Here is a 25,265-nt window from a genome sequence, read left to right as displayed (position 1 = left end):
CAGACAAGTGGAGAGAGCGTGAGCGGAATCGATCCCGTTGGTCGCGGCGCCTGCTTTTGGTTCAAACCTAACATGAGCGTGTCCCGGAGCGCCGCATGAGCGACGGCCTTGCTGCGCTCGCCGACCACATACAGGCCGATCTAGCGAAGATCGCCCATCCGGGCATGCCTTGGCTGACGCCTGTGACGGCGCCCGATGGCCGGCCCGCGCTCGACGTGTTGATTGTTGGCGCGGGCCAGTCGGGCCTTGCCATCGCCTTTGCGCTGCGCCGCTCGCAGGTCACCAATATTCTTGTGGTCGACAAGGCCGAGGAGGGCCGCGAGGGTCCCTGGCTGACCTACGCCCGCATGCCGACGCTGCGCAGCCCCAAGGACTATACCGGGCCTGATCTCGATGTGCCGAGCCTGACCTACCAGTCCTGGCATGAGGCGAAATTCGGCGAGGCAAGCTGGCGTGATCTCAACCTGATCTCGCGCGAATGCTGGGCGGACTACCTGCTGTGGTACCGCGGGGTGCTGGATCTTCCGGTGCGCAACGGTTGCGAGGTGAACGACGTCACACCGGCGGCGAATGGACTTATCAAGGCCACGGTGAAGTGCGCGCAGGGCGAGGAGACGCTCTACGCGCGCAAGGTCGTGCTTGCGACCGGCCAGGAGGGAATGGGCGATTGGATCATTCCGGAGCCGCTCCGTCATCTGCCGGCCTCGCGTTGCGTCAACTCCGCCGCACCGGTCGACCTCGAGAAGCTTCGCGGCCAGCGCGTCGCCGTGATCGGCGCCGGCGCCTCGGCCTTCGACAACGCGGCGATGGCGCTGGAAGCAGGCGCTGCCACGGTCGACCTGCTCTGCAGGCGTGCCGAGATCCAGCTGGTGCAGCCCTACCGCTGGCTGACCTTTCGCGGTTTCTTGAGGCATTTTTCCGAGCTCGACGATTCCTGGCGCTGGCGCTTCATGCGCGCCGTCCTCGAATTGCGCGAGGGCTTTCCGCAAGCAACCTACGACCGCTGCGCTCGCCATGCCGCCTTTCATCTCCATCAGGGCGCGCCGGTCGAGGCCGCGCGCGAAACGGCGGATGGAGTTCTGCTGCAAACGCCGCGCCGCGACATCGCCGCCGATTTCGTTATCTGCGCCACCGGCATCGCCATGGACTTTGCCGGCCGCCCGGAGCTATCGCGCTGCGCCCATAACATCGCGCGCTGGGCCGATCGCTACACGCCGCCGCCGGAGGAGCGCAGCGCGCGCCTCGGCGCCTTTCCCTACCTGGCGGACGACTATTCTCTGGTCGAACGCGGCGCTGGAGAGACGCCCTGGATAACGGACATTCACGTCTTTGCCATCGCCTCGACCATGAGTTTCGGTCCGTCCGGCTCATCGATCAACGCCATGACCACCGCGGTGCCGAAACTCGTGCACGGCATCACCCGTGGTCTGTTTCGCGCCGACATCGCCAAGCATTGGGCGGCCTTCAAGGCCTATGACGTCCCGCAGGCGGTGATACGGACCCCGGAGCTTGCTGACGGTGGTGCATGATGGAGCGTTTCCGGCCCGTGCTTTCGGGGATTGTCTTGCCGCAACAAAGCATGCCTCACTGCGCTTTGTTGGCACATGATTTGCTGCGATTGTTGGCCTGCTCAGCGGAAATGCGCGCATGATCGCTACAACGGGAACCGATTTGCCGAAATTGTCATACCGAGACGACAACAGGTGAAGCGCCGATGGTCCGCTTTTGGGACAATCGTGCTCTTGCCTCCTAACCAAGGGACCGAAGCGATGTCTTTGCTCATTTCCAGGCGTTTATTTCCGGCAGCGGCCGCGCTGCTCGCAGTGACGCTGGCCGCGCCTGCAGCCCGAGCGCAGAGCCGGGCCGAAACGCTGCGCTACGTGACCGGCGCGAGCGTCAACACGCTCGACCCTAACATTCCGGGATCGACCCGCGAGGCTTTTGCACTGAGCATGAGCTCCTACGATCGCCTGGTGTCGTTCGGCCGCAAGCAGCTCAATGGCAAATGGGTGTTCGATCTCGACACCATCACCGGCGAGCTCGCGGAATCCTATGCCGTGAGTTCCGATGGCTTGAAGATCACCTTCAAGCTGCGCCCGGATGCTAAATTCCACGACGGCACACCGGTCACGGCGGAAGACGTAAAATGGTCGCTCGACCGTTGCGTCACCGCACCGGTGCTTGGCAAGGCGCAGCTGCTCACGGGCTCGCTGACCAGCGCCGATCAGTTCAAGGTAATCGATCCCCTGACCTTCGAGGTCACGTTGCCGCGCCCTGACAAGCTGGCGCTGCCCAATCTCGCGACGGTCTACCCGATCATCATCAATTCCAAACTGGCCAAGGCGCATGCCACCGCTGACGATCCCTGGGCGTTGAACTGGACCAAGGAGAACGAGGCCGGCAGCGGCGCCTATATCGTCGAGACCTTCAAGCCCGGCGAGCAGGCGATCGCCAAGCGCAACGAGGCCTGGAATCGCGGTTCCCCCGACAAGCCCGCCTCCTTCAAGCGTCTGATCATCCAGTCGGTGCCGGAGCCGGCGACGCGGGCCAATCTGGTCGAGCGCGGCGACGCCGACCTCGTCATCGACCTGCAGGCCAGCGACGTGCAGGCGCTCGAGGGCAAGGGCAAGCTGAAGGTGATTTCGACGCCGCAATACAACGCGGTCACTTTCATCTCCATGAACAACAAGATCCCGCCGTTCGACAACGTCAATGTCCGCCGCGCGATCGCCTATGCGCTGCCCTATGACGACATGTTCAAGGCCGCGTTGTTCAGCCGCGGCTCACCGATGTTCGGCGCGACCTGGACCGACGGCAAGCCGCCGAGCGGGGCCTATCCTATTCCACAGCCGGTGAAGTTCGACCTCGACAAGGCGAGAGGCTACCTGAAGGACGCCGGCCTGCCGGAAGGCTTCTCCACCACGTTCAGCTTCAATGTCGGCCAGGCCTCCTCCGCCGAGCCGATGGCTGCGCTGGTGAAGGAATCGCTGGAGAAGATCGGGATCAAGGTCGATATCCAAAAGCTGCCGGACGCCCAGATGTCGACGGCGATCAACGAGAAGAAGCTGCCGTTCTTCACCGAGGGCATCGTCGCCTGGCTGCCGTCGACCGACTATTTCTATCGCAACTTCTACACCGGCAATCAGCGTTGGAACTATTCCTCGACCGACAACGCCGAGCTCGAGAAGATCGCGCAGGCCGCGCGCTTCGAGCCCGACAAGGCGAAGTACGAGGCGGCGGGCAAGGAGCTCAATGCCATCCACTTCGACCAGATGCTGCAGATTCCGCTCTGGCAGCCGGCGCAGGATGCGGTGATGGCACCCAACCTCGACGGCTATGTCTATCAGTTCACCCGCCAGGTGGATTACCGTAACCTCAGTCGCAAATAGGCGGCGACGGAGCAAGACGCGAAAACCATGGGCATGATCGGCGCAACGCTCATCCGGGCCGGGCAACGTTTTCTTTCCTCGCTGCCGGCACTGTTCGGCGTCCTGGTCTTCACCTTCCTGCTGATGCGCGTCTTGCCCGGCGATCCCGCGGTGTTCTTCGCCTCCGGCCCCAATGCCGGCAAGGAGGAGATCGAGGTGATCCGCAAGCAGCTTGGGCTCGACAAGCCAATGCCAGAGCAGCTTGCGATCTATCTCTATGATGTCGGCCGCGGCAATCTTGGCCGCTCCATGATGACGGGCCAACCCGTGGAGAAGGACCTGAAGGAGCGGCTGCCGGCCTCGCTCGAACTGACGCTGACCGCCCTTCTGATCGCGCTGATCTCGGCGGTGCCGCTCGGCGTCGTGGCGGCGCTGCGGCCGAACTCGCTGATCGATCACGGCGTGCGGCTGTTCTGCTCGCTTGGCGTCTGCGTGCCGACTTTTGTCTCCGGCCTGCTGCTGATCTACGTGTTTTACTATCTGCTCGGGCTTGCGCCTGACCCGACCGGACGCGTCGATATCTTCACCACGCCGCCGCCCGCGAGAACAGGATTCCTCCTCATCGACTTCCTGCTCGCAGGCGACCTTGATGGCTGGTGGGCCGCGGTTCGCCAGCTGATGCTGCCGGCCTTCACCATGGCGCTGTTCGTAATCGCGCCGCTTGCGCGCATCACCCGAGCCTCGATGCTGGTGTCGCTGGGGAGCGAATTCGTGCGCACCGCCCGTTCAGTCGGCCTGTCGCGCTGGCGCATCGTGGTCACCTATGCATTGCGCAACGCGATCCTGCCGGTGATCACCATCGCCGGCATCGTGTTCTCCACGATGCTGGGCGCTAATGTGCTGGTGGAAAAAGTCTTCTCTTGGCCCGGCGTTGCGTCCTACGCGCTCGATGCGCTTCTCGTGTCCGACTACGCACCGGTGCAGGGCTTCGTGCTGCTGATGGCTTCTGTCTTCGTCGTGGTCAATCTTCTGGTCGATGTCCTCTATGGCATCGCCGATCCCAGGGCGACCGTCGCATGAGCAGCATGGATGCGTCCTCCACGCTTCGTCACACCATATGGGTGCTGCGCGGCAATCTGGTGACCGCGGTTGCCGCTGCCGGCGCGCTATTCCTTTTGCTGGTCGCGATCTTCGGGCCGGCCCTGGTGCCTTACGATCCAGTCGCCTCCGACGTGCCGCAGGCGTTGCAGCCGCCGAGCGCGTTACATTGGGCCGGCACCGACCAGCTCGGCCGCGACGTTTTCAGCCGTCTCATCGTGGCGGCTCGTCTCGACCTTGCGATAGCGATTACGGCGGTTGGTATCTCCTTCGCGATCGGAGCGGTGATTGGCTCGCTGTGCGGCTATGTCGGCGGGAGGCTCGATCGCGCGGTCGGCCGCTTCGTCGACGTCGTGATGGCCTTTCCGCTGTTCGTGCTCGCCATGGCGATGGTGGCAGCGCTGGGCAATCGGGTCGAGAACATCGTCATCGCCACCGCGATCATCAACCTGCCGTTTTACATCCGCTTTTCGCGCGCCGAGGTCAACATCCGCCGCAATCTCGGCTGGGTCGAGGCCGCACGCGCCTGCGGCGACAGCCATGTCTCGGTTGTGCTGCGGTTTCTGCTGCCCAATGTGCTGCCGGCGATGGCAGTGCAGATATCGCTCAATCTCGGCTGGGCGATCCTCAACGCTGCCGGTCTGTCCTTCATCGGCCTTGGCGTGAAGCCGCCGACACCCGAATGGGGGATCATGGTCGCCGAGGGCGCGCGCTTCATCTCGACCGGGCGCTGGTGGCTAGTGGCCTTTCCGGGGCTCGCGTTGATGTTCGCCGTGCTCTGCTTCAATCTTCTCGGTGACGGGTTGCGCGACATCCTCGACCCGCGGATGCGCACATGAGCGCGCCGCTGCTCAGCATCGAGGATCTGAACGTCACCTTCTCGACTCGGCGCGGTCTGGTGCAAGCCGTGCGCGGCGTATCGCTGTCGCTGCAACCGGGCGAGATGCTCGGCCTCGTCGGCGAGAGCGGCTCCGGCAAGTCGGTCACCGGCTTTGCCGTCACGCGGCTCCTCGACAAGGCCGGCCGCATCGCGAATGGCCGCATCCTGTACAAGGGCCAGGACATCACGCGGGCTTCGGCTGCGGATTTCCGCAATCTGCACGGTGCGGCCATGGCGATGATCTTTCAGAACCCGCGGGCCGCGCTCAATCCGATCCGCGCTGTCGGCCAGCAGATCGCCGACGCCATTCTCGCGCACAAGCGCATCTCGAGCCAGGAGGCGCGGGAGGCGGCGCTCAACCTGCTTCGCGCCGTGCAGATCCGCGATCCGGAGCGGCGCATGAACGCCTATCCGCACGAGCTATCCGGCGGCATGTGCCAGCGTGTCATGATCGCGATTGCGATCTCCTGCAATCCGCAGTTTCTGATCGCCGACGAGCCGACCACCGGGCTCGACGTCACCACCCAGAAGGTGGTGATGGACCTGCTCGCCAGCATCGCCGCCGAACGCGGCATGGCGACCATCCTGATCACCCATGATCTCGGACTTGCAGCCCGCTATTGCAGCCGCGTGGTGGTGATGGAGCAGGGGCGACTGGTCGAGGAAGCCGCGCCGTTGACGCTGTTTCACGCGCCTCAGCATCCCTACACCAGACGGCTGGTCGCGGCGTCTCCGACCGCTACCTCGCGCGTTACTGATCTGGTGCCTGACGGTGAACTAAAGCCCTCGATCGAGGTCAAGGACGGGTCGCCACCGGCGCATGGCACCCCGCCGCTGCTCGATGTGCAGCGCATCGTCAAACGCTTCGACGACGGGACGGCCGCGGTGACGGATTTCTCCATGACCATGACCGCGGGTGAGAGCGTCGGCCTCGTCGGAGAATCCGGCTCGGGAAAAAGCACGACGTCGCGCATGATCTGCCGGCTGATTGATCCGAGCGAGGGCGAGATCCTGTTCGACGGTTATTCCATCAGCAAGATACCGGCGCGCGATTTCCATCGCTCGCCGTCGCGCAAGGACATCCAGATCGTCTTTCAGGATCCGAACGACAGCCTCAACCCGCGCTTCACCGCCTTCGACTGCATCGCGCATCCGCTTCTGCGGCTGCTGCGCATGCGCTCCGGCGACGCCTTGCGCCAGCGCGTCGAGGAATGTGCGCATCGTGTCGGCCTGCCGAAGGAGCTGTTGTCGCGATTTCCACACCAGCTTTCCGGCGGCCAGAAGGCGCGCGTCGGCATTGCCCGCGCCATCGCCTGCAGCCCGCGGCTCTTGGTGCTGGACGAGCCGACCGCGGCACTTGACGTCTCGGTGCAGGCGGTGGTGCTCCAGCTGCTCGACCGGCTGCGCCGCGAGGACAATCTCGCCTTCCTGTTTGTCAGCCATGATCTCAACGTCGTACGCATGATGTGCGACCGTACCATCGTGCTGCGCGCCGGCGGCATCGTCGAGCAGGGCGAAAGCCGAGCGCTGTTTGCCAATCCGCGCACCGACTACACTCGCGAGCTGGTCGACGCCGTTCCGCATATCGGTGCGCCCGCTGCGCTCGTTCCGGCCTGAATCAAGCCTGATGACATCGTCGTCTGCACGGTCTAAAGCTTCCTCTCGAACGCTTCGAACAAGAACACGGCTTTCGCGGAAGGAAACACGCCATGGTTGACGCGCTGATCATCGACGCCTGCAGGACGCCTCGCGGCATCGGCAAGGCTGGCAAGGGCGCATTGTCGGGAATTCATCCGCAGCAGCTCGGCGCGACGGTGCTGCGCGCGCTCGCCGATCGCACCGGTATCAATACCGCCGATGTCGACGACATCGTCTGGGGTACCAGCGCCCAGATCGCGCAGCAGGGCGGCGATCTCGGCCGCATGGCAGCACTTGATGCCGGCTATGACGTGCGCGCCAGCGCAGTGACTCTCGATCGCTTCTGCGGCTCCAGCATCACCAGCGTCAACATGGCGGCAGCCTCGATCATGTCGGGCGCCGAGGACCTCGTGATTGCCGGCGGCACCGAGATGATGTCGATGGAAGGACGCCGCGGGCAGGGCCCCATGATGATGGACTCCGGCAATTTGCGCCTGCGTGCGCGGCATCCGCAATCGCACCAGGGCGTGTGCGCGGACGCGATTGCGACCATGGAAGGCATCACCAGGCGGGATGTCGATGCGCTCGGACTGGAGAGCCAGAAGCGGGCGGCGAATGCCATGAAGAACGGGCATTTCGACAAGAGCCTGGTCGCGGTTCATCGCGAGGACGGCTCGCTCGCACTGGATCGCGAGGAATACCCGCGCCCGCAGACCACGATGGAAGGGCTTTCTGAACTCAAGCCCGCGTTCACGGCCGTTGCGGATTATCCGCTTGACGACAAGGGCACGACCTATCGCAACCTCATCCTGCAAAAGCATCCCGGCCTCGACATCAACTTCGTCCATCACGCCGGCAATTCGTCTGGAGTTGTCGACGGCGCTGCCGCAATCCTTTTGGCTTCGCCGGCTTACGCAAAGGCCCACAGCCTGAAGCCGCGGGCACGCGTGGTCGCGATGGCGAATATGGGGGATTCCCCGACCTTGATGCTGAACGCGCCTGTTCCGGCCACGCGCAAGGTGCTGGCCAAGGCCGGGCTCTCGCTGGATGACATCGACCTGTTCGAGATCAACGAGGCCTTCGCGGTGGTCGCCGAGAAATACATCCGCGACCTCAAGCTCGACCGCGACAAGGTCAATGTGAATGGCGGCTCGATTGCGCTGGGTCATCCGATCGGTGCCACCGGCTCTATCCTGATCGGTACCATCCTGGACGAGTTGGAACGGCGGGATTTGAGGCGCGGGCTCGTAACGATGTGCGCCGCCGGCGGCATGGCCCCGGCGATCATCATCGAGCGCGTCTGAGCTGGCGCGGCGCGTAGCTAAAGCATGATCCGGAAAAGTGTGTAGCGGTTTTCCGAAGAGATCATGCTCAATCAAAGACCTAAAGCGCGATGACGGTTCAACCAAATCTCATCGCGCTTTAGCCGCCGGTGAAGGTCGGCTTGCGCTTCTCGACAAAGGCGCGCACCGCTTCCTTGTGATCGGCGGTGCGTGCGGCCTGCACCAGGTTTTCCGCTTCCTGGTCCATCGAAGCGAGCAGGTCCGAGGTCAGGGCCTGGTCGAGATTGTCCTTGATGCGGCCGAAGGCGAAGGTCGGGCCGTCGGCGAGCTGCCGTGCGAGCGCAAAGGCCGTGTCGCGCAACTCGTTGTCGGGAACGACGCGATTGACGAGGCCGAGAGCCTCGCAACGCCGCGCATCGATCCGCTCCGACAAGAACATCAGCTCTCGGGCCCGCGCGGTGCCGGCAAGGCGGGTCAAGAGCCAGGCGATGCCGTAATCGCCGGTCAGGCCGATGCGGGCATAACCGGTCGACATGATCGCGGACTCCGCGGCGATCCTGATATCGCAGGCGAGCGCGATCGCCATGCCGGCGCCGGCGGCCGGTCCCGGAAGCGCGGCAATGGTCGGCTTGCGCAACCCGACCAGCGCACCCGTCAACGTCCGCTGTTTTGTTCTGAGATTGGCGACGCGCTCCTCCAACGGTATCTCGGCCTTCGGTGCGCCGTTGCCCATGCCCTTGACATCGCCGCCGGCGCAGAAGGCCGTTCCGGCGCCCGTGATCAGGATCGCGCCGACGCTTGCGTCCTCGCCACACTGCTTGATCATCCGCCGCAGCGCCGGTGTGAGCCGGTCCGACAACGCATTCCGCGCCTCGGGGCGATTGAGCGTGATGGTCGCGACCCGCTCGCTGATGTCGCAAAGCAGTTCGTCCGTGCCGGTGTCGATGGTTTGCATGGCCTTCTTGCTCCTGTCTCGCCAAGCCTCGGAATATTTCCTAAAGATACCAAAATAGAACTGATAAATCGAGCAAATGAGTACGCATGACAGGTCGTACGAGATCACTATAGCTTGACAAGTTCAAAAATAGAACTGTAGTTTCGACGCGCAATAAGCAGGAGGCGTCGCGGCTGGCCGGCTGGCGGTCCCGATCCGACAAAATGGAGGAGAGCTCGATGATGAGAGCGCTGATGCTTGCGTGCGCGCTGAGCGGCATGGTGGTGACATCCGCGGTTGCGGGCGACACGCCGGGCGTGACGTCGACCGAGATCAAGATCGGCGGTATCTTTGCGTTCAGTGGCCCGGCCTCTGCGTTCGGGTTGGTCGGCAAGGCGATGCTCGCCTATGTGCAGTCGATCAACGACCGCGGCGGGATCAACGGCCGCAAGGTCAACTACATCGCCTATGACGACGCCTACAGTCCCCCCAAATCGGTTGAGCAAGCGCGGAAGCTGGTCGAGAGCGACGAGGTCGCATTCATGTTCAGCGAGCATGGAACGCCCGGCAACTCGGCGACTGCGAAATATCTGCTGAGCAAGAAAGTGCCGTCCATTGGCATCGTAACGGGATCGAGCAAGTTCACCGATGTCCAGAATTACCCGCTGACGACGACAAGCATCGTGAGCTACGATACGGAAGGGAAGATCTACGCCAGATATCTGACCAGGACGCTGCCGAACGCGAAATACGCGATCCTTTTTCAGAACGACGACCTCGGCAAGGACTATGTCAACGCGTTCAAGAGCGTGCTTAAAAACGATTTCGACAGGAGGGTTGCAGCCGTCTCGTACGAGGTCAGCGATCCCACGGTCGATTCGCAAGTGGTCACCCTGAAAAGCAGCGGTGCCGAAGCGCTACTGGTGGCGGGGACGCCGAAATTCGCGGCACAGGCGATCCGCAAAGCGCATGAGCTCGGCTGGACGCCGCTCATTATCTTGAATTATCCATCGGCCTCGGTCGGTGCCACTCTGAAGCCGGCGGGCCTGGATGTGTCGACTGGCGTCATTGTCGGCAGCATCACGATAGACCCTGCGGATTCGCAGTGGGATCAGAACGAGGGTGCAAAAAGTTATCGCGCCTTCGTCGACAAATACCTGCCCGGCATCGATATCTCAGAGAACAATTACCTGTACGGCTACACCCAGGCCATGCTGCTCGAGAGGCTGCTCAGGCAGTGTGGCGATGACCTGTCGCGCGCCAACATCATCAAGCAGGCGAGGTCGTTGCACGATGTAGCATTGCCCACGCTGTTGCCGGGTATCACCGTCAACACGTCGGACAAGGTCAACATGAATTACACCCAGATGCGGCTGCAGCGCTGGACCGGCGACCATTGGGACTTGTTCAGCGAGGTGCTGGACGCGTCATCGGAGTGAGTCGCGCGCCGCCAGCGGCGGCGCGAACAACTTCGGCTCAGGCCGCCGCGGCGCGCTTTCTGGCCTTCGGCTTGGCCTCGCTCTCCGCGGGGCGCCTGTCGGGCCGAGGCCGCGCGCCGGGGCCGGGGCGCGTGGTGACTTCCTTCGCCGCCAGAGGCTCGCCGCATTCGGAGCAGACCATCACCGGATCGAACACCTTGCCGCATTTCTTGTGCTCATGCAGCAGCGGCCGGCCACGCTCGTCGACCATGTGAGTGTCGCCCCAATGCACGATCGCCATCATGATCGGGTAGAGATCGAGGCCCTTCTGGGTCAGGATATATTCATGACGCTTCGGCGATTCCTGGTAAGGAATGCGGCGGAGGATGCCGGTCCGGACCAGCTTCTTGAGCCGTTCCGCAAGCAGATGGCGGGTGATGCCGAGCGCCGACTGGAACCCCTCGAAGCGCCTGGTGCGCAGAAAACATTCGCGCAGGATCAGAAGCGTCCAGCGGTCGCCGATGACGCCTATGGTGCGGGCCACCGAGCAGGGCTCTTCCTCAAGGGCATCCCATCTCATCACATTTTCTCCAGTCACCCCGCCCAAGTCCCGAATTGCGCGGCGGTCATGTCATCATTCTAAATAGGTACTGTAGCTTTCACAACCACTTCCAGGGTCGCGCGGAGCGGAAATGCAGGGCTGCTCTGCTGCTCTGCCCGGCGGCCGACGCCCCGACTCGCATTGACAGTTCAATTTTAGAACTATAGAAATGGCTTGCTGGGAGCGCGGCGGCCCGGCCCGCAAAGAGTTCGATCCACGTCCGGGAGGAGAAGCCGGTGGCAAAGCCCCTGAAGGTTGAATTCCAGTTCGACTTCGGTAGTCCGAATGCCTATCTGGCGGAATGCGCGATTCCCCCAATTGAGCGGCGCACCGGGGTCAAGTTCGACTATGTCCCGGTCCTGCTCGGCGGCATCTACAAGCTGACCGGCAACATGTCGCCGGCCGAGTCGCTGCGCGACATCAAGAACAAGCCGGAATACCAGGCGCTGGAGACGCAGCGCTTCATCCGCCGCCACGACGTCACGCGCTTTCGCTCAAATCCGTTCTTTCCCGTCAACACGTTGATGCTGATGCGTGGCGCAGTTGCCGCCCAGTTCGAGGGCGTGTTCGAACCGTATTTCCGCGCCGCCTATCACCATATGTGGGAAGAGCCGAAAAAGATGGATGATGTCGAGGTGTTCAAGGCGGCGTTCAAGTCGTCCGGTGTCGATATCGAGCGGCTGATGGCGCGGGCCCAGCAGGACGACGTCAAGAAGCGGCTGCTCGACCTGACCAATGACGCGGTGGCGCGCGGCGCTTTCGGCTCGCCGACATTTTTCGTTGGCAAGGAGATGTTCTTCGGCAAGGATCAGCTGCGGGACGTCGAGGAGGAGATCGTGAGGCAGACAAGCCTGGCGAAGGCCGGCTGAGGTACGGGCTCACAGCAAGCCTCGCACCAAAACAATGATAGCAAGGAGAGCGTTATGCCCGGTCCACTCAATGGCGTTCGCGTGCTTGACCTCACGGGCGTGGTCTCCGGCCCGTTCGCAACCATGTTCATGGCCGACCAGGGCGCCGATGTCCTGAAGATCGAGCCGGTCTCCGGCGATATCACCCGGCGCAGCCGGGCGACCATCGACAAGAAGGGAGAGTTCTCGGCACTGTTCATCTCCTCCAATCGCGGCAAACGCTCGCTTGCCATCGATGTCAAGAGTGCTTCGGGTCGCGAGGTGCTAGCCAAGCTCGTGGCGAAAGCCGACGTGCTGGTGCAGAATTTCCGGCCCGGCACCATGGAGCGGCTTGGCCTTGGAGTCGAGGAGCTGCGCGCCCGCCATCCGCGGCTGATCTATGTCTCGATCAGCGGTGTCGGTGAAACCGGGCCCTATGTGAAGAAGCGGGTCTACGATCCCATCATTCAGGGGCTGTCGGGCTTTGCCGATATCCAGTCGCAGCCGGTCACCAACCGCCCGCAGATGATCCGTACCATCGTTTGCGACAAGACCACCGCCGTGATGACGGCACAGGCTGTGGCGGCTGCGCTCTACGCCAGGGAGAAGACCGGGCAGGGCGATCATATCCAGCTTGCGATGCTGGATGTGATGATCTCCTATCTGTGGCCGGAAGGCATGATGCAATACACCGTGGTTGGCGCCGAGGCAACGGCCACCGATCCCAACGATCGCCCGGATCTCGTCTTCAAAACCAGTGATGGCTATATCACCGCTGGCACCATCTCCGATTCCGAATGGCAGGGCTTTTGCCGTGCGACCGGCGATCCGGAACTCGCCAACGACGCGCGCTTTGCAACGCCGGGTGGCCGCAGCATCAATGCTACCGCGCGAATCAACAAGATGCAGGAATATATCAGCCAGCACAGCACGGCCGAGTGGCTGGAGCGGCTGGACGCGGCCGATGTGCCCTGCGCACCGATCCTGCGCCGCTCCGAGATCATCCATAACGAGCAAGTGGTCGCGCGCGGGATCATCACCGAGATCGACCAACCCAGCGTCGGCAAGGTGCGCCAACCCAAGCCTGCCGCGCGCTTCGAGCTGAACGAAGCCGCTATCGGCGGCCCAGCCCCGCGCATCGGCGAGCACACGCGCGAGGTGCTGAGCGAGCTCGGCTATGATGACGCCGCGATCAACCGGATGGTCGAAGAAAAGGCCGTGCGCCTTGCGGGCTGAAGCCGCATCATTCGTGTTTGAGAGGCTCCCGCAGATGAGGTCCAGCTCTTCCCGGCTGGGAGTGGTCGGATCGCGCGGCGATCCGGGTGAGGGGCAGCACCGCCAATGAGCGACCGTAACGCCTCGGCCGATTAGCTCCGCAAATCGGCCTCTCTCTCCAGGAGAGGTGTGAACTGCGGCCGCGGCAAGGTCCGGCGAATCAATCGCCCGCTAAACGCGGCTTGGCCGGTGGCGGCACGATCGGCGCGAGTGGCACGTTGGCTTCCTGGCCTCGCAGATAGGCCGGCCGCTCGCGGATGCGATCGCGGTAGGGATGGGCGTTGTCGCAGATGCCGACGCCGTAAGCGATGGCCCAGTCGAGGCAAGTCGTCAAAAGGATGTCGGCGCTGGTGAACTGGTCGCCCATGAGAAAAGTGCGGCCGTCCGCTAGCGCCGCTTCGACATGCCGCAGCTGTTCGCGGAAATACTCGGCGGCCTTGGCGACCACGTCGGGCGCGATGCCATAGATCGGACCGAGCGCGTCCGCGCGATGCCGCCGCATGACATAGAGACTCGTCGAATCGAGTTCGGCCACGATGAAGAAGCACCATTCGAGCCAGGCGGCGTAGTCGCGTTGCCTCTCGGGGATCAGCTGCCGCCCCTCCGTTGAATAGGTCCGTGAAAGATAGGCAACGATCGCCGCGCTCTCGCCGATGCAGAAATCGCCGTCCTGCAGCAGGGGAACCTTTTGCCGTGGGTTGAGCCTGGTGTATTCCGCCGTCTTGGTCTCGCCGGTCCGCGGGCCGATCGGCTTGACCTTGTAGGGCAGGTCGAGCTCGTACATCGCCCAGTGCGCGCGAATAGTGCGGCTGGTGCCGACGCCCCACAGCGTCAGGTCAGGCGTGTCGCCCATGTCACCATGTCTCCACCGCGGGTCGGAGATCGAGCTCGTGGGTCCAGCCGTCCTTCGGCTGCTGGTGCACGAACCAATAGGCGTCGGCAATGGTCTCCGTCTTGACCAGGCTTCCGGGCGCGATGTCCTCTGCCTCGATGCCGCGCATCGCCTTGAAGCGTGCACGAATGGCATCGCTGTCAACCGCTGCATCGATGATGAGATGCGCGACGTGGATGTTGTTCGGGCCCAGTTCGCGGGCCATTGCCTGTGCCACGGCGCGCAGTCCGAACTTTGCCGCAGCAAAGGCCGCAAATCCCTTGCCGCCGCGCAACGACGCAGTCGCGCCGGTGAAGAGGATCGTTCCGCGGCCCCGCGGCGCCATCACGCGCGCCGCCTCGCGGCCGACCAGGAAGCCGGCGTAGCACGCGAGCTCCCAGGCCTTGAAGAACAGCTTTTCCGTGGTGTCGAGCAGCGGCTTGTTGACGTTCGATCCGGCGTTGAAGAGGCAAACCTCGATCGGTCCGATCTCCTTTTCGACGCGAGCGAACAAGGCCTGGACTTCCGCCTCTTGCCGGGCGTCCACGCTGAAAGCGTAGGCCTCGTGATCGGCGGCTCTCAACTCGTCGATGAGCTGTTGTGATTTGGCGGCCTCGCGGCGGCAGATGCAGACGGCATAGCCGCCTTTGGCAAAACGGCGCGCGACAGCAGCTCCGATCGCGTCCCCGGCTCCGACAAGAATGGCTACGCCGCGACTGGCCATCGGTCTCTCCCATAGAGTTCTGTTTTAGTACTTTATTGATAGGACGAGTATCGGGTGTTGTAAACAGAAATTCCTTCCAGCGGGCGGCGTGATAACGGTCAGTTTATCGCCTTTCATCCGCATTCTCTTCCTCGAGACTCGATCGGTGCTTGACTAGTTCTAAAAAAGAACTTTAAGTGGGACGCAACAAGTGGCGGGTGGGAGCGGTATTCAAAGGAGGTAAGCGGTGGCGGATTCTTCGCAAACGATCGATGTCGACGAACTCGGGGCCACGCTGCCACGGCGCCTGCATCTGGCCGCGGAGCGGTACATTGCCGAAACGCCCGAGCGCATCGCGCTGACGGAAGACAGTCACTCCTGGACCTATGGCGAACTCGGTCGCTACATCGGCGAGATCGCCAATCATCTCACGACGCTTGGAATCAGGGCCGGCGACCGCATGATTATCGTCAGCGAAAACTGCATCGCGCTGGCGGGGCTCCTCTTGGCCGCGAGCCGGATCGATGCCTGGGCGATCGTGGCAAACCCGCGTCTTGCGGCGCGAGAAATCGACCAAATCCGACAGCACAGCGGTGCGCGCCGGGTTTTCCTGACGAGCAGCGTGTCCAAGGAGGCCGCGGCGCACGCCACGCGGCTTGGCGCGGAAACCCGGCAGATCGGCCCGCTGAAAGACATCGCAGTCAGTGCGCTGAACGCGGATACGGTGCCCGAACCCGTCGAGGACGATCCGGCAAGGCAAATCGCCGTCCTGATCTACACGTCGGGAACGACAGGTACCCCAAAGGGCGTGATGCTGTCACATGAAAACCTGCTGATCAGCGCTGCGATCACGGCGCACTTTCGCAAAATGGGTCCGGAGGACAAGCTCTACGTGGTGTTGCCGATCTCGCACATTGTCGGCATTTCGCTCCTCCTCATGACGCTGATGGTCGGCGGTGCCGTGCGGCTTGTCAGCAAATACGATCCGGCCGCACTGGCGAAGGCCATGAAGGATGAGGGCATCACCATCCTCAACGGCGTGCCCGCCACCTATCAGCGCTTGCTCGAATACAAGACCCTCGCGGGCCTGAAGCAACTCGACCGCGGGGCGCTGCGGCTGATCGCGGTCGCAGGCGCGCCGCTCGATCTTGACCTGAAATCGCGCGTCGAGGCCGAGCTCGGGCTGCCGCTGTCCAATGGTTACGGCATCACCGAATGCTCGCCCGGCATTTCAGGCGTGCGATTCGATGCGCCACGTTCGGACAACACGGTCGGGACACTGCTGTCGGGCGTGGAAGCGCGGGTGCGGACGATCGACGGGCTGCCGCTGCGGCCGGGCGAAATCGGCGAGCTTCATGTGCGCGGCCGCAATGTCATGCGCGGCTATTATCGCGCGCCGGATCTCACGGCAAAAGTCATCGACAGCGAGGGCTGGTTCAACACCGGTGATCTCGCCCGCTTCGATGACGATCGCCTCTATATCGTCGGCCGTACCAAGGAGATGATCATCCGCTCCGGGTTCAATGTTTATCCCGCGGAGATCGAGGCGGTGCTGAACACACATAAGGATGTCGTCCAGTCGGCCGTCGTCGGACGTCCCGTGGATGGCAATGAGGAGGTTATTGCCTTCGTGCAGGTGATCAAGGGCGCGCGCACCAGAGGTGCCGACCTGATGGACTATGTCAGGGACCAGCTCGCGCCCTACAAGCGGCCCTCGGACATCATCGTGCTCGATGCATTGCCGGCAACCTCGACCGGAAAAATCCTCAAGCATCAGCTCGCACAATCCTTGAAAGCGCAGGAGAAGATCGCCTGATCCCCACAGGGAGGGCGCCATTTCAACCAACGGAGGACATCTTGTCCAAGAGAAACGCAACCGTAGCCGTGATCGGCGCCGGTGATTTTATCGGCGGCGAGATCGCCAAGAAGTTTGCTGCCGAGGGCTTTACGGTGTTTGCCGGTCGCCGCAATGGCGCCAAGCTCGAGCCGCTGGTGAAGGCGATCGAGGAGGCGGGTGGCGAAATTCACGCCCGCTCGCTCGACGCGCGCAAGGAGGAGGAGATCATCTCCTTCCTCAATGACGCCGACAAGCACGCGCCGCTCGAGGTCTGCATCTTCAACATCGGCGCCAACGTCAATTTTCCGATCCTGGAGACGACCGAGCGTGTGTTCCGGAAAGTGTGGGAAATGGCTTGCTACTCCGGCTTCCTCGCCGGGCGAGAGGCCGCAAGGTTGATGCTGCCGCGGGGCAAGGGCAACATCTTCTTCACCGGCGCCACCGCATCCCTGCGCGGCGGCATCGGTTACGCGGCGTTTGCCAGTGCGAAGTTTGGTCTGCGAGCGGTCGCGCAGGCCGCGGCTCGCGAACTGGGACCACAAAATATCCACGTCGCCCATCTCATCATTGATTCCGGCGTCGATACCGAATGGGTGCGGCAGCGGCGGCTGGAAGCGTTGGGGCCGAACGCGCTCGACAACCCGGATCTGCTGATGCCGCCGGCATCCGTCGCCGAATCCTATTGGCAGCTTTATCAGCAGCCGCGGACCGCCTGGACGTTTGAATTGGAGATCCGTCCCTTTGGCGAGAAGTGGTGATCGCCCACTCCTTCCCAGTTCGTCCCCGCGTATCGACAGGAGCAATTCGTGAAGACAGCTATCACTGAACTCTTCGGCATCGAACATCCGATCATCCAGGGCGGTATGCACTATGTCGGCTTCGCGGAGCTGGCCTCGGCTGTATCGAACGCCGGCGGCCTCGGCATCATCACCGGCCTCACGCAAAAAACACCGGAGCTGCTCGCGAAGGAAATCGCGCGCTGTCGCGACATGACGGACAGGCCGTTCGGTGTCAATCTGACCTTCCTGCCGACGCTGAGTTCGCCGCCCTATCCGGAATATATCGCCGCGATCAGGGAGGGCGGGGTCAAGATCGTCGAAACCGCCGGTCGCAGCCCGGAGCAATACATGCCGGCGTTGAAGTCGGCCGGCATCAAGGTGATCCACAAATGCACCTCGGTGCGGCATTCACTCAAAGCGGAAAAGATCGGGTGTGATGCCGTGAGCGTCGACGGATTCGAATGCGGCGGCCATCCCGGTGAGGATGACATGCCGAACATGATCCTGTTGCCGCGCGCCGCCGAGGAGTTGAGGGTGCCATTCGTCGCGTCCGGCGGCATGGCCGATGCCAGAAGCCTCGTTGCCGCGCTAGCGCTCGGTGCTGCCGGCATCAACATGGGCACGCGTTTCATTGCGACCAAGGAGGCGCCGGTCCATGACAACGTCAAGAACGCGATCGTGGCCGCCACCGAGCTCGATACACGGCTCGTGATGCGCGCGCTTCGCAACACCGAGCGCGTGCTGACCAACAAGGGCGTCGAACGGCTGGTCGAGATTGAGCGCGAGAAAGGCAACGCGCTCAAGATCGACGACATTCTGAACGAGGTCGCCGGCGTCTATCCCAAGGTCATGGTGGACGGCGACATGGACGCCGGCGCCTGGAGCTGCGGCATGGTGGTCGGCCTGATCAACGACGTGCCGACGGTGAAGGAGCTGATCGACCGCACCATGCGCGACGCCGAGCGCATCATCCGGCAGCGTCTGACCGGATTCCTGGATGCGAGCCCGGCCAAGGAGAAGGCGCTTGCGGTAGCCTGAGGGCCGGTAGCGCGGGCGCGGAGAGGGACGCATGCAATTTGATTTTGGCGAGATGGCGCCGCTTGAACGGTACAAGCTTTTGCTTGCAACCGTGTTGCCGCGACCCATCGCGTGGATCACGACACGCGACCCGAATGGCTCGGTCAACGCGGCGCCATTCTCCTTCTTCAACGTCTTCGGCAGCGATCCCGCAACCGTCGGCGTCGGCATCGGCAGCAAGGGGCCGGGCGAGCCCAAGGACACCCGCGCCAACATCCGCCTGAACGAAGAGTTCGTGGTCAACCTGGTGTCGTTTCAGTTGGCCGAAGAGATGCGCATCACGTCCATCGCCTTTCCGCGAGGCGTCGAGGAGCCGAAAGAGGCCGGGCTTGCGCTTGCGCCCAGCGCGCGGGTCAGCGTGCCGCGCATTGCCGCAGCACCGGTGTCGATGGAATGCAGCTTCATGCAGGAGGTGCGGCTAGGTTCGTTCAGCCTGATGCTGGGCAGAATCCTGTTCGTGCACGTCCGGGATGATGCGGTGAGAGACGCCGAAAAGCTCTACATCGATGCTGAAAAGCTGGACCTGATCGGCCGTATGGAAGGCGGCTGGTACACCAGGACCCAGGATCGCTTCGAAATGCCGGCAATCGCTTTGGCAGATTGGAAGGGCAGGGGTTCCTGAGCCACGGGCCGCGCTTGCGATCCCGCCCGACATCGTGACTTGCAAAATGAAAGTGACGCGCTACAGTGTCTGGGAAAGACGCGCCCGGCGTCACTAACCAGCACAGATGGGAGGTCCGCTTGTCCGAGAATGCGCTGATTCAGCGAGAGCACCGCGGCAATGTTGCCGTGCTGACCATGGTCTATCGGCCTTATAACCTGCTCGGGCCAAAACTCATCAATGCGATCGTCGCGGAGGTCGAGGCCGCGCGGGAAGCGGGTAGCCGCGCCATCGTGATCCGCAGCGGGTTGCGGCATTTCTCGGCCGGCGCCGATCTCGACATTTTCGACCAGCGCGTCGCTGCGGGCAGCGTCGACCAGAGCAATGAGGGCCGTCGCCTGAACGGCGTCGAGTTCCTGCGCTTCATGGAGCTGTTGCCGATCCCTCTGATCGCGAGCGTGCACGGCGTCTGTCTCGGCGGCGGGCTCGAGCTGGCGCTGGCGTGCGACTACATCATTGCGGCGTCATCGGCGAAGGTCGGCTCGGTGGAGGCGACGCTCGGCCTGCATCCGCTGCTCGGCGGCATCCAGCGCCAGGTACAGCGCATTGGTGCGGCGCGCGCCAAGGAAATGTCGATGCTGGCGCGGCGATACGACGCGCCGACCCTGGAGAAATGGGGCCTGATCAATCTCACGGTGCCGGAAGAGCAGTTGCAGAGCACGACCCTGTCGATCGCGGAGGAATTCGCGCAGGGGCCGACGCTGGCGCATGCTGCGACCAAGGAGCTGGTTCATATCGCGGTCAATGACGGCGTTGGTGCGGCCGACGAAGCCATGGCACGTGTACAGGCGCCGATCTGGGCCTCGGAAGACCTGAAAGCGGGCCTTGCGTCCTTCCGCAAGAACGGTCCGGGCCTAGCCAAATTCGCGGGACGTTGACCATGAGCGGCCCCCTCAACGGACTTCGTGTCGTCGACTTCTCCCGCGTGCTCGCCGGCCCGCTTTGCGCCCGAACCTTGCAGGATCTCGGCGCCGAGGTCGTCAAGATCGAGCCGCCGAGCCCTGATGTCTCGCGCTTCGCTTTTCCCTCGACCGACGGCATGTCGGGCTACTACGCGCAGCAGAATGCGGGCAAACGCAATGTCAGCATCAACCTCAATCTGCCCGGCGCCTATGAGCTGGTGCTCAAGCTGTGTGACACGGCCGATATCGTGGTTGAAAATTTCCGCGCCGGTACGCTCGGCTTCTTCGGCCTCGATTACGAGACGCTGGCGAAGCGCAATCCGCGCCTGATTTACGCGTCCATCACCGGTTACGGTCAAAGCGGTCCATGGCGCAGCCGCATGGCCTATGCGCCCACGGTGCAGGCCGAGGCTGGCTTCACCGCAAACAGCATTCGTCACTATGGCGGTGCGCTCGCCGAGGCTCGCACGGACGCCCTGTCGCATGCGGACGTCTACGCCGGCTTGCAGGCGGTGATCGCGATCCTCTCCGCGCTCAACAGCCGGCAAATAACCGGACGCGGGCAATATGTCGATGTCGCGATGGCGGCGACGCTGCTCGCGGTCAATGAGCGCGCCCATGTCGATCTCTCCGACGACGACATCGGCGCCGAGCCCGCGATCCTCGGCGCCACTGACTGCTCCTTCTTCACCGGGCCAGGCGGCGAGTTCTTCACCGTCGCCACCAGCATCGTCGGCAGCCGCACCTTCCCGTCCTGGCTGCGCGCGATGCGGCGCGCCGATCTGCTGGACGATCCGCGCTTCTCGAGTGCGGCGGCACGGCGGCTCAATTTCGGTGCGTTGCATCAGATAATCCAGTCCTGGATTTTGACCTTCCCCGACATGGCCACGCTTGATGCGCAGTTCGACGAGGCCAAGATCGCCATGGGCGAGATCCGTTCCCTGAAGGAGCTCGCGGCCTCGCCCTGGAGCGATTATTGGGGCGCGGTCCAGCAAGTGCCGGATCGCAACGGCGGCGAGTACCGGTTGCCCGGCCGCCCCTGGCATTTTTCCGCGGAAGAGCTGACGCCGATCGGAACGCCCGCCTTCCAGGGCGAGCACAATTTCGAGGTTTTCGGCGAGCTTGGCATCCCCGAGGCGGAACTGATGCGGCTTGCCGACGCGGGTGTTCTGGTCACGCATCCGCGTGCACGGGACCCGCAGGCTGCGCTCAAGCCGCCGCCGCAGCCGGGGCAGGCGGCCTGAGCGGCCGTCTCCGCGCTGGACATACGGGGATCCGGTTCGGTTATAGTGGCCGGGTCATGAAGAGAGCCAAGCCGGTCACCGATAGGAAAAGCGGTCGTGTCGCCAACGCGCAATGCTCGATGGCGCGTGCAATGGCGGTTGTCGGCGACCGCTGGTCGATCCTCATTCTGCGCGAGGCCTATTACGGCACCAGGCGCTTCGACGAATTCGAGTATTATATCGGTGTGGCGCCGAACATCCTGAGCAACCGGCTCAAGCGATTTGTCGATGCCGGCATCATGAAGCGCGTGCCGTTGCCCGAGCACTCCTCGCGCTACGACTATGTCCTCACCGACAAGGGACGCGATTTCTTTCCGGCCTATCTCGCCTTGAAGAAATGGGGCGACGACTGGCTCGCCGAGCCGGCAGGACCGCAGGTGGTGTTCCGCGAGGTTGAGGCCGGCCGCGCGATCGAGTACCCGAAGCTGCTGACAAGCGGCGGCAAGCCGCTGCGTCTCGAAGATGTTGAGGCCGTCGCGGGTTCCGGCGCCGTCGCCTTCAACCGCAAGCGGTTCGGCGCCAGGAGCGATACGGCCCCGGCCCCGCGATCGCGCGGCTCGCGTCAGGGACGCAAATAAGCCGGCGCTGTCGCATAACGCCAGGGAAGCGACGAATTTGGGTGATTTCATCGCCGGAATCGCGGTAATGCGGGCTGCGAGCGAAGAGGCCGTGCGATGAGCGTTACCGAACTGTTTGACAAGGCTGCCGCAGGCAAGCGGGTGGACCGGATCACGATCCGGCGCCCTGACGATTTCCATGTGCATTTGCGCGACGGCGCGATGCTCAAGGCGGTGCTGCCGTTCACTGCCGCGCAGTTCGCGCGCGGCGTCATCATGCCGAACCTCGTGCCACCGGTCACGCGCGTGGCCGGCGCGATTGCCTATCGCGAGCGGATCCTTGCCGCGCGACCCGAGGGCGTGGATTTCCGGCCGCTGATGACTTGTTATCTCACCGACGCGACCGCGCCGGATGAGATCGAGAAGGGCTTTTCCGAGGGCGCCTGGGTCGCGGCCAAGCTCTATCCCGCGGGCGCCACCACCAACGCCCATTACGGCGTCACCGATATCCCGGGGCTCGCGCCGGTGCTGGAGCGCATGGAGAAGATCGGCATGCCGGTTCTGATCCATGGCGAAGCAACCGATCCGGCCGTCGACATTTTCGACCGCGAGGCCGTCTTCATGGAGCAAAGCCTCTTGCCGCTGTTGAAGCGGCATGCGGGGTTGAAGGTGGTGGTCGAGCATGTCACCACGGCCGAGACCGTCGACATCGTCCGCGCCCATGCGTCGCGCGCCGCGGGTACGATCACCCCGCATCATCTTGTCATCAACCGCACCTCGATCTTCCAGGGCGGCTTGCGTCCGCATCTTTATTGTTTGCCTGTCGCCAAGCGCGAGCGGCATCGCCTCGCGCTGCGCAAGGCGGTGACCTCGGGTGATGCGTGCTTCTTCATTGGCACCGATACCGCGCCGCATCGGCGGACGGCGAAGGAAGCCGAGTGCTGCTCGGCCGGTGTGTTCGGCGGCGCCACCGCGCTGCAGACCTATGTGCAGGTGTTCGACGAGGAGGGCACGCTCGATCGTTTCGAGGCCTTTGCGTCGGTCAACGGTGCGCGGTTCTACGGGATCGAACTCAACCGCGGAACAATCGTGCTGGAGCGGCGCGAGTCGCCTGTTATGGCCGCGGTCGCTGTGGAGGATACCGAGGTCGTGGTGTTCCAGGGCGGCGAGACGCTGCCGTGGTCGGTCGGGGAGGTCTCGCCATGACGGGCGGCCGCGACGATCGCGACGACGCCAAGCCGAATTAAGCCAACGCTTTTCGCGCGCCGGGCGCGATGATCCCGGATCGCTCGACGATCATGCGCAGCTGCGCCGCAGCCTCGCGGCCCTTGTGGGCGCGGCGCCAGAGCTTTTCGACCAGCTGTTCATAGAGACGCACCGGCTCCTCGTCCGCGGTCAGCATTGCTACGCCGGTGCGGATGTTCGGGAGGTCGCCGCCAAGTCGGAATGGACTCAAGCCGAGCAGGGTGCGCTCCGAGGTGCGGAACAGCTGGAAGGTGATGTTGGGCAGCGTCTCCTCGATCAGGCCGATCTGCACGCCCATCGGCTCCGACTCGATCAGCTTGATCAGGTGTTCGACTTCGGCGCGCGCGGCTTGCCTGCGCGCGACCACCTCCTCGCCCTGCAAATCGAAGCGGCCGACCAGGCCAAGCTTCAGCCAGCGCTCGATCTCGGGCTGGCTCACGAAGTTGACGACACTGAGATGCCGGCGCTTGCGCGCCTCCTTGCGTTCATCGAGCACGGCGATGATTGCGTCGATCTCGGCCTCGTATGCGCTGGGCCCGTCGATCGAAGAGGGCGCCGCCTCGATCAGCGTCTGCTTCAGGTGCTTTGCATAATTGTCTGAAGTCAGCAGGTAGGACAGCGGCGGGAAGTGGGCGACGACCTGCTCGGACTTCTGCTCGATCTGCCGCATTCGCTCGAAATAGCTGGTTGCCTTCGCATAGTACTCGACACCGAGGCCGAGCAGCGAGCCCACGGAGGTTTCGAGCACGCCCGCAAGACGCTCGAGCGTCTCGATCTTGACGACCTCGCCGGCCTCGATGCGATAGACGGCCGCGCGCGAGACGCCGAGCCGCTCGGCCACTTGCTCGGCCGCAAGTCCCCGGCCCATCCGATAGGCGCGCAGCCTCCCGCCGATCTCGGCGAAGCGGTCAGCTATCATGCAGAGGCCTTCTGTCTCAAACATGTCTAATATTTGAGACAGGCCTATATGATTTGACGCGACCAGGGAAGCGTAAACATGCGCAAGAGGCGAAGTCCGGTGGAAATCGCCTATCCGCGCTTGTCGGATCAGACCAATTCGACGCCAGCGATCCTGTTCAATGCATCGATCTGCCGATCCGGCGACAGAGTGATCGCCTCCTCGGCATCGCGCACGATTTCAATCAGCCGGTGGAAGGTCGCGTCCGCGACGCCCGCCGGGAGCGGCTCCTCGTCAAAGGAGTCGATGAAGGGATCGATGATCGATGACAGCAGACGATAGATTGCGCGGTGATCCGGATCGGCCTGCGCGAGTTCGTTGGTCTTTTGCTGAAGGGTGACGTAGGTCCGAAGACCCGGGTGCTGATGTGTCAGCCAGTTATGTAACTCAACCATGTTGTTTCCTCTTCGGAACGCGAGAAGAAACAATTATTTATATGCCGAAAATCAGGGAAACGCAAGTGGTTTCGGTCACTTCCAGGGCGCTCTGAGCAGGACGGCCGAACCGCCTCAAAGAAGCTGCGAACCACTTGATGTCACCGGTCTGACGGTAAAGTGTCACATCAGCTTGCCGACAGGGAGCTTATCGAAGACATCAATTTTCGCCACATCCGGCGCAGTAAGCGCATCGTCTGTATCGGCTGCGATTGCGAGCGGATGGTGGTAGCTGGACTACGTGCCATCGGCTGCCACCGGCTCGCCGTCAGCGCGCGATATGCGGGCCAGCAAGCTCGGCAAGCAGGCGAGGCGCGCGAGCGGTGATGTGTCTCGGCTTACACGCAATCGAACCCCTTCCGCAGGGAGGCCTTGAATGTCGCTTTGTCCCGGATGCCCCGCTGGTCAACCAGACGTGATGCCAGCCAATGCCGCTTTCACTCTTGAGCGCGAGCAAAGCGGTCGCCTTTCAGCGGCCTGAGCTCCCCTTGTAATAAGATCTGAGAATTGTATATAAATTGATACAGCGCGGATTGTAGGGGTTTTGCTACATATTGCTACATATAGAGTCGATAA

The 25,265-nt window shown here is 63.2% G+C and carries 23 protein-coding genes; 17 read left to right on the top strand and 6 right to left on the bottom strand.

Features of this window, described 5'->3' with window-relative positions; translation table 11 throughout:
- Nucleotides 1-95: 95 nt before the first annotated feature.
- The 6 genes from A3AI_RS0101805 (at nt 96) to A3AI_RS0101780 (ending at nt 8,288) form a co-directional block, all read left to right on the top strand.
- Nucleotides 96-1,529 carry an NAD(P)-binding domain-containing protein gene (locus tag A3AI_RS0101805; RefSeq protein WP_024513930.1) on the top strand — a complete coding sequence of 478 codons (1,434 nt, stop codon included), beginning with the start codon at nt 96-98 and terminating at the stop codon, nt 1,527-1,529.
- Nucleotides 1,530-1,769: 240 nt separating this feature from the next.
- Nucleotides 1,770-3,389 carry an ABC transporter substrate-binding protein gene (locus A3AI_RS0101800; RefSeq protein ID WP_024513929.1) on the top strand — a complete coding sequence of 540 codons (1,620 nt, stop codon included), beginning with the start codon at nt 1,770-1,772 and terminating at the stop codon, nt 3,387-3,389.
- Nucleotides 3,390-3,416: 27 nt separating this feature from the next.
- Nucleotides 3,417-4,448 (top strand): ABC transporter permease, encoded by a 1,032-nt coding sequence (locus tag A3AI_RS0101795; RefSeq protein ID WP_024513928.1) that lies wholly within the window; start codon nt 3,417-3,419, stop codon nt 4,446-4,448.
- On the top strand, nt 4,445-5,305 hold the full coding sequence (locus A3AI_RS0101790) for an ABC transporter permease (protein ID WP_024513927.1): 861 nt from the start codon (nt 4,445-4,447) through the stop codon (nt 5,303-5,305). The genes A3AI_RS0101795 and A3AI_RS0101790 overlap by 4 nt, the downstream gene beginning before the upstream one ends.
- Nucleotides 5,302-6,963, top strand: coding sequence for a nickel ABC transporter ATP-binding protein NikE (nikE, locus tag A3AI_RS0101785; RefSeq protein ID WP_024513926.1), 1,662 nt, complete (start codon nt 5,302-5,304; stop codon nt 6,961-6,963). The genes A3AI_RS0101790 and nikE overlap by 4 nt, the downstream gene beginning before the upstream one ends.
- 92 nt (nt 6,964-7,055) lie before the next feature.
- A complete protein-coding gene (locus tag A3AI_RS0101780) occupies nt 7,056-8,288 on the top strand; it encodes an acetyl-CoA C-acetyltransferase (RefSeq protein ID WP_024513925.1) in 1,233 nt (410 codons plus the stop codon).
- A gap of 118 nt (nt 8,289-8,406) precedes the next feature.
- On the opposite strand, the gene A3AI_RS0101775 is transcribed toward A3AI_RS0101780, so the two are convergent.
- Nucleotides 8,407-9,222 carry an enoyl-CoA hydratase gene (locus A3AI_RS0101775; RefSeq protein WP_024513924.1) on the bottom strand — a complete coding sequence of 272 codons (816 nt, stop codon included), beginning with the start codon at nt 9,220-9,222 and terminating at the stop codon, nt 8,407-8,409.
- 218 nt (nt 9,223-9,440) lie between these two features.
- On the opposite strand from A3AI_RS0101775, the gene A3AI_RS0101770 reads away from it, so the two are divergent.
- The gene (locus A3AI_RS0101770; RefSeq protein ID WP_024513923.1) at nt 9,441-10,640 is read left to right on the top strand and encodes an ABC transporter substrate-binding protein; all 1,200 of its coding nucleotides are present in this window, start codon (nt 9,441-9,443) and stop codon (nt 10,638-10,640) included.
- 37 nt (nt 10,641-10,677) lie between these two features.
- On the opposite strand, the gene A3AI_RS0101765 is transcribed toward A3AI_RS0101770, so the two are convergent.
- Nucleotides 10,678-11,199: a winged helix-turn-helix transcriptional regulator gene (locus A3AI_RS0101765; protein WP_024513922.1), complete on the bottom strand. Its 522-nt coding sequence runs from the start codon at nt 11,197-11,199 to the stop codon at nt 10,678-10,680.
- Nucleotides 11,200-11,456: 257 nt separating this feature from the next.
- On the opposite strand from A3AI_RS0101765, the gene A3AI_RS0101760 reads away from it, so the two are divergent.
- Entirely contained in the window at nt 11,457-12,089 is a 633-nt protein-coding gene (locus tag A3AI_RS0101760) for a 2-hydroxychromene-2-carboxylate isomerase (RefSeq protein WP_024513921.1), read from the top strand.
- Nucleotides 12,090-12,143: 54 nt separating this feature from the next.
- A complete protein-coding gene (locus tag A3AI_RS0101755; protein WP_024513920.1) occupies nt 12,144-13,343 on the top strand; it encodes a CaiB/BaiF CoA transferase family protein in 1,200 nt (399 codons plus the stop codon).
- 199 nt (nt 13,344-13,542) lie between these two features.
- Here the strand turns inward: A3AI_RS0101755 and A3AI_RS0101750 are convergent, their stop codons facing one another.
- Complete coding sequence (locus A3AI_RS0101750) at nt 13,543-14,235, bottom strand: glutathione S-transferase family protein (protein ID WP_024513919.1); 693 nt, start codon at nt 14,233-14,235, stop codon at nt 13,543-13,545.
- Nucleotide 14,236: 1 nt separating this feature from the next.
- Complete coding sequence (locus A3AI_RS0101745) at nt 14,237-14,977, bottom strand: SDR family NAD(P)-dependent oxidoreductase (RefSeq protein ID WP_024513918.1); 741 nt, start codon at nt 14,975-14,977, stop codon at nt 14,237-14,239.
- A 226-nt stretch (nt 14,978-15,203) separates the two neighbouring features.
- Between A3AI_RS0101745 and A3AI_RS0101740 the strand changes: the two genes are divergently transcribed.
- The 8 genes from A3AI_RS0101740 (at nt 15,204) to pyrC (ending at nt 23,258) form a co-directional block, all read left to right on the top strand.
- Nucleotides 15,204-16,772, top strand: a complete 1,569-nt coding sequence (locus A3AI_RS0101740) for a class I adenylate-forming enzyme family protein (protein WP_024513917.1) — start codon at nt 15,204-15,206, stop codon at nt 16,770-16,772.
- 41 nt (nt 16,773-16,813) lie between these two features.
- Nucleotides 16,814-17,551 (top strand): SDR family oxidoreductase, encoded by a 738-nt coding sequence (locus A3AI_RS0101735; RefSeq protein ID WP_024513916.1) that lies wholly within the window; start codon nt 16,814-16,816, stop codon nt 17,549-17,551.
- A 48-nt stretch (nt 17,552-17,599) separates the two neighbouring features.
- On the top strand, nt 17,600-18,610 hold the full coding sequence (locus A3AI_RS0101730; RefSeq protein WP_024513915.1) for an NAD(P)H-dependent flavin oxidoreductase: 1,011 nt from the start codon (nt 17,600-17,602) through the stop codon (nt 18,608-18,610).
- 31 nt (nt 18,611-18,641) lie between these two features.
- Complete coding sequence (locus A3AI_RS0101725; RefSeq protein ID WP_024513914.1) at nt 18,642-19,271, top strand: flavin reductase family protein; 630 nt, start codon at nt 18,642-18,644, stop codon at nt 19,269-19,271.
- Nucleotides 19,272-19,390: 119 nt separating this feature from the next.
- Entirely contained in the window at nt 19,391-20,188 is a 798-nt protein-coding gene (locus A3AI_RS0101720; protein WP_024513913.1) for an enoyl-CoA hydratase/isomerase family protein, read from the top strand.
- 2 nt (nt 20,189-20,190) lie between these two features.
- Nucleotides 20,191-21,456, top strand: a complete 1,266-nt coding sequence (locus A3AI_RS0101715) for a CaiB/BaiF CoA transferase family protein (protein WP_024513912.1) — start codon at nt 20,191-20,193, stop codon at nt 21,454-21,456.
- Nucleotides 21,457-21,512: 56 nt separating this feature from the next.
- Complete coding sequence (locus A3AI_RS0101710; RefSeq protein WP_024513911.1) at nt 21,513-22,073, top strand: winged helix-turn-helix transcriptional regulator; 561 nt, start codon at nt 21,513-21,515, stop codon at nt 22,071-22,073.
- A 96-nt stretch (nt 22,074-22,169) separates the two neighbouring features.
- Nucleotides 22,170-23,258, top strand: coding sequence for a dihydroorotase (gene pyrC, locus A3AI_RS0101705; protein ID WP_024513910.1), 1,089 nt, complete (start codon nt 22,170-22,172; stop codon nt 23,256-23,258).
- A gap of 37 nt (nt 23,259-23,295) precedes the next feature.
- On the opposite strand, the gene A3AI_RS0101700 is transcribed toward pyrC, so the two are convergent.
- On the bottom strand, nt 23,296-24,216 hold the full coding sequence (locus A3AI_RS0101700) for a helix-turn-helix domain-containing protein (RefSeq protein ID WP_245286805.1): 921 nt from the start codon (nt 24,214-24,216) through the stop codon (nt 23,296-23,298).
- 128 nt (nt 24,217-24,344) lie between these two features.
- The gene (locus tag A3AI_RS0101695) at nt 24,345-24,650 is read right to left on the bottom strand and encodes a hypothetical protein (protein ID WP_024513908.1); all 306 of its coding nucleotides are present in this window, start codon (nt 24,648-24,650) and stop codon (nt 24,345-24,347) included.
- Between the last annotated feature and the right edge of the window lie 615 nt (nt 24,651-25,265).

It is taken from the genome of Bradyrhizobium sp. Tv2a-2 (genome assembly GCF_000472425.1).
Taxonomy (GTDB): domain Bacteria; phylum Pseudomonadota; class Alphaproteobacteria; order Rhizobiales; family Xanthobacteraceae; genus Bradyrhizobium.
This window is presented reverse-complemented; position numbering and strand designations above follow the sequence as displayed.